Origin of the sequence: Shewanella sp. SG41-4 (assembly GCF_014164505.1) — a bacterium.
Classification (GTDB): domain Bacteria; phylum Pseudomonadota; class Gammaproteobacteria; order Enterobacterales; family Shewanellaceae; genus Shewanella.
The window spans coordinates 1-4,964 of record NZ_JACJFI010000277.1 but is presented as its reverse complement, the minus strand read 5'-3'; the positions used below and the strand labels follow the sequence as shown (position 1 = coordinate 4,964).

Here is a 4,964-nt window from a genome sequence, read left to right as displayed (position 1 = left end):
AGCGGTTGAACAACATGATTACCAACCGGTATTGGATCATATTCATTTAGTCTATAGCGGGCTGTTCTCTGATGCGGCGGCATCACTTATTACAGCGGAACAGCATGAGTTACTTGTTGGGAAGTTAACGGCGCAAATGCAAGTTTGGAAAGACAAACTTTACGGTGTTAAATTACTTGGCGAATGCCCTGATAACGTTCGTGCTGAATTAGTGGTGACCGGTGAGCGCTTATCCGCAGCATTAATGGAACAAGTCATGTTGGCTAAAGGCATCACTTCAGCACAATTAGATCCAGTCGCGTTATTTTTAGCTCATGGTCAGCCGTTGGAGTCTGTAGTCGATATTGCGGTGAGCAAGCCTCGCTTTACCTTATTGCCGCTTGATCAATACCGAGTCTGGGTGATGCCTGGGTTTACTGCCGCAGATGCTCAAGGCAAAGTAGTAACATTAGGTCGTAATGGTTCTGATTATTCTGCTGCAGTGTTGGCCGCTTGTTTAGACGCTTCTAGTTGTGAAATCTGGACTGATGTGGATGGAGTATATAACACTGATCCACGTGTTGTGGCCGACGCTAAATTATTGTCACAATTAAGCTATCAAGAAGCGATGGAACTCTCGTATTTTGGCGCCAAAGTATTGCATCCTAAAACGATTGCGCCAATTGCTCAATATCAAATTCCTTGTTATATCAAAAACAGTTTTAATCCGTCAGCACCCGGTACATTAGTGTCTAATGATGATGATAAAACGGGTCTACAAGTTAAAGCGATTTCAAATCTAGACAATCAAACCATGTTTAACGTCTCCGGCCCAGGAATGAAAGGCATGGTCGGCATGGCAAGCAGGACTTTAGCAGTTATCTCTCGTAGCGGTATCTCGGTTTCTCTTATTACCCAAAGCTCATCTGAATACAGTATCAGTTTTTGTGTCTCTACCTCTCAAGCAAACAAAGCTAAATGGGCACTAGAACAAGAATTTGAGCTTGAATTAAAAAGTGAATTACTTGAGCCGATTGAATTGCGTCAAGATTTGGCGATAGTGTCTTTGATTGGTGATGGTATGAAAACCCACAAGGGCGTAGCGGCTAAATTTTTTACAGCACTAGCTAAGGCAAGCGTTAATATCATTGCTATTGCGCAAGGGTCATCTGAGCGATCAATTTCCACGGTCATTCAACAGAAAAAAACTAAACATGCCATTGGAGCGTGCCATCAGGCATTTTTTGATGTTCAACAGTATCTTGATGTGTTTTTAGTTGGCAGCGGTAATGTGGGTGCTGGATTACTTGATCAAATTAAGCAACAAAGCGCGATGTTAAAAGAGCAACACATTAGCATCAGAGTCTGTGGTATCGCCAATTCAAGCCAAATGCTGCTAAATAGTGAAGGTATTGAACTTGGTGAATGGCAGTCATTATTGGCAGCGAATGGCCAAGCGTATGATTTAGCTAAGTTACTTGAGTGGGGTCAAGATCAGCAATTGCTTAATCCTGTACTGGTCGATTGTACTTCAAGCGAGTTAGTATCAGACCGTTATCTTGATGTGATGAATGCTGGTTTTCACGTTGTCACGCCAAACAAAAAATCAAATACTCGTGATTATGCTTACTATCAAGCTTTGCGTAAAACGGCATTAACTCAGCGTCGACAATTTTTGTATGAAACTACCGTAGGTGCAGGTTTACCGGTTATCGACAACTTGAAAAAACTGATGTATGCCGGTGATAAACTACATAAGTTTAATGGTATTTTGTCTGGTTCATTATCTTACATTTTTGGTATGTTAGATGAAGGTATGAGCTTATCGCAAGCGACTGCGATAGCTCGAGAAAAATGTTTTACTGAGCCTGACCCTCGTGATGATTTAAGTGGTATGGATGTCGCACGGAAAGTCTTAATTCTTGCTCGCGAAGTGGGTTTGCCTTTGGAGTTAGACGACATAAATGTGGAGTCAGTATTGCCCGCCGATTTTGATGACTCAGGCGATGTTAATCAGTTTATGGCCAATCTAGCTTCATTAGATGAGGTTATCTCTGCTCGAGTAGCGGCGGCTAAAACCGAAGGTAAAGTATTGCGTTATGTTGGCCAAATTGAAGACGGACAATGCCATGTCAGAATTATTGAAGTTGATGCAACTGACCCACTCTATAGTGTAAAAGGTGGTGAGAATGCTCTGGCATTCTATAGCCGTTATTACCAACCTATTCCTTTCGTATTAAGAGGCTATGGTGCTGGTACCGATGTTACTGCTGCGGGGGCCTTTGCTGACGTATTAAGAACCTTAAACTGGACTCGTGAGGTTGGGTTATGAATCAAACGTTAAAGGTAAGCCAAGACACGTTAACTGTGTATGCTCCAGCGTCTATGGGCAATGTTGGTGTTGGCTTTGATTTACTAGGTGCAGCATTGGCGCCAATAGACGGCTCATTATTGGGCGATAAAGTGATGATTAGCGCCGCGGCCAGTGGGATTGAATATAGTCAAACAGGTGAATGGGCTCATAAGTTACCAAGTGATGGTAAGGACAATATTGTCTACCAATGTGCTGAGTTTTTTTTAGAAAAATTACAACGACAAGATGGTGTAACCGTTTGTTTGGAAAAAAATCTTCCAGTAGGCAGTGGTCTAGGCTCGAGTGCCAGTTCAGTTGTCGCTGCGTTATATGCCTTAAATGAACATTTTGGACAGCCTTTTAATCAGCAAGCTTTATTAGCATTGATGGGCGAGTTTGAAGGTAAAATATCTGGCAGCGTGCATTATGACAATGTAGCACCATGTTATTTAGGCGGCATGCAGCTAATGCTTAACTCTCGTGACCAAGTATGTGCTCCTATTCCTAGTTTTGATAATTGGTATTGGGTTGTCGCTTATCCGGGTATTTCATTATCTACTGCCAAAATGCGCGAATTGCTGCCGCAACAATATGATAAGTCTGTGGTCATTGATTTTGGCCGTTACTTAAGTGCATTTGTTCACGCGAGTTATCAGCAAGATGCCGGGTTGGCGATTGAAATGCTAAAAGATGTTTTGGCTGAACCTTATCGAGCATCCGCAATTCCTGGTTATACCGACGCGCGAACCGCTTTAGCTGAATTAGGCATGATGACTAGCGGTATTTCTGGCAGCGGTCCGACATTGTTTAGTGTAACCGACGATTTAGCCACCGCAGAAAAAGCCAAAAATTGGTTAATGCAGCATTATATTTCTGAGCAAGGTGGTTTTGCTCACGTTTGTAGATTAGATAAACTTGGCACGCGGTGCGTGTAACGTTCACTTTTTAGCATTATTTATATTCAAATTTAAAAGGCAGTCGCAATGGAACTATATAATTTAAAACACCCATCGCAGGTAGTTAACTTCAGTCAAGCGGTTCAGCTGGGTTTAGGTAAAGATAGAGGATTATTTTTTCCAAAGTCCATTCCTGTATTATCTGATATAGATGCATTACTGGCATTACCCTTTGCAGAGCGAAGCAAAAAAGTCTTGGGTGCTTGGTTAGCGGATGAACTCGGGCAGGAGAATGTTGATAAGCTTGTTGATAAAGCATTTACCTTCGATGTACCACTCGTTAAGGTTGATGATAAACGCGCGTGTTTAGAACTTTTTCATGGTCCGACATTAGCGTTTAAAGATTTTGGCGCACGGTTTATGGCTCAATGCGTTGATTTACTTGCTGGCAATAAAAAACTGACTATTTTAACCGCAACATCGGGTGATACTGGCGCTGCAGTAGCGGATGCATTCTACGGTTTAGATAACGTTAATGTAATGGTGTTATACCCAAAAGGTAAAATTAGTGAATTGCAAGAAAAGATGTTTACTACATTAGGTAAAAATATTCACACCGTGGCAGTAACATCTGACTTTGATGCCTGTCAGCATCTGGTTAAACAAGCGTTTGATGATAGCGATGTTCGTGATGGTTTAGCGTTAAACTCAGCCAATTCAATTAATATAAGCCGTTTGTTAGCTCAGATTTGTTATTACTTTGAAGCGGTAGCGCAAGCAAAGCAAGCTGGAGATAATGAGTTTGTATTGTCTGTACCAAGTGGTAATTTTGGTAACTTAACGGCCGGGTTATTTGCTAAAGCCATGGGATTACCTATTAAGCGTTTTATTGCTGCAACCAATAGTAATGACACAGTACCGCGTTATCTGATTGGTGGAGAATGGCAGCCGCATAAAACGGTAGCGACCATGTCAAATGCCATGGATGTGTCAGAACCCAGTAATTGGCCTCGTGTTGAAGCTATTTGTCAGCAGATGGGCTGGCCGTTATCATTGATAACTGGCGTGGCTCTTTCTGAAGAAGATACTGCTGGCGCTTTAGTTGAACTTTATCAATTGGGCTATCAATCAGAGCCTCATGCGGCGATTGCAGCTCATGCATTAACGCTTGGCCTAACTGGTAACGAAATCGGGGTGTTTCTAGGTACAGCGCATCCTGCTAAGTTTAAAGATGTGGTTGACCGTGAGTTGGCCATTAATTTGCCGTTACCTCCTGAATTAGAAGCCGTGGCACAAAAAACGATTTTATCAGCAGAATTAAATGCTGACTTTGATCAGCTAAAGGCACATATGTTTGCTGTGTTAAAGTAACCTCTTAGTGTCAAATATCTAACACCTAATATCAATATGGTTGGTATTAGGTGTTTTTTTATATTTCAATATTATGATCTTGGTCATACCTCATAATCCTTATCCCAGTGTAGATTAGTAAAAGACACATTGTTGGCTATTATTTATACATTGGTGTTTTGTAGATAGATGACGGGAGAAGACTATGTTGCAACGTTTAATGCACGATCATAAGCATATTGCCATTTTGTTGAATATCCTTTCGAAGAAACTGACTCGATTGGCTGAAGGTAACGGAGTTAATTTTAATCTGGTTAGGGATATCGTTGAGTATATGCAAGGTTATGCTGAACACAGTCATCACCCATTGGAAGATATTATTTTCG

3 protein-coding genes and 1 pseudogene are annotated in these 4,964 nt (G+C 41.6%); all 4 read left to right on the top strand.

The features are described from left to right. The coding region (gene thrA / locus H5202_RS17990; protein ID WP_182773276.1) for a bifunctional aspartate kinase/homoserine dehydrogenase I at positions 1-2,311 on the top strand (2,311 nt) is incomplete at its 5' end. Beyond that, positions 2,308-3,267 (top strand): homoserine kinase, encoded by a 960-nt coding sequence (thrB, locus tag H5202_RS17985; RefSeq protein ID WP_182773275.1) that lies wholly within the window; start codon positions 2,308-2,310, stop codon positions 3,265-3,267. The genes thrA and thrB, both read left to right, overlap by 4 nt. Before the next feature lie 48 nt (positions 3,268-3,315). Continuing rightward, positions 3,316-4,599 (top strand): threonine synthase, encoded by a 1,284-nt coding sequence (thrC, locus tag H5202_RS17980; RefSeq protein ID WP_182773274.1) that lies wholly within the window; start codon positions 3,316-3,318, stop codon positions 4,597-4,599. Positions 4,600-4,783: 184 nt separating this feature from the next. Then, positions 4,784-4,964 (top strand): annotated as a pseudogene (locus tag H5202_RS17975) (hemerythrin domain-containing protein); the annotation flags it as partial.

Coding starts and splice junctions, on each gene's coding strand:
- thrC (WP_182773274.1), top strand. CDS start 3,316: ATGGAACTATATAATTTAAAACACCCATCGCAGGTAGTTAACTTCAGT.
- thrB (WP_182773275.1), top strand. CDS start 2,308: ATGAATCAAACGTTAAAGGTAAGCCAAGACACGTTAACTGTGTATGCT.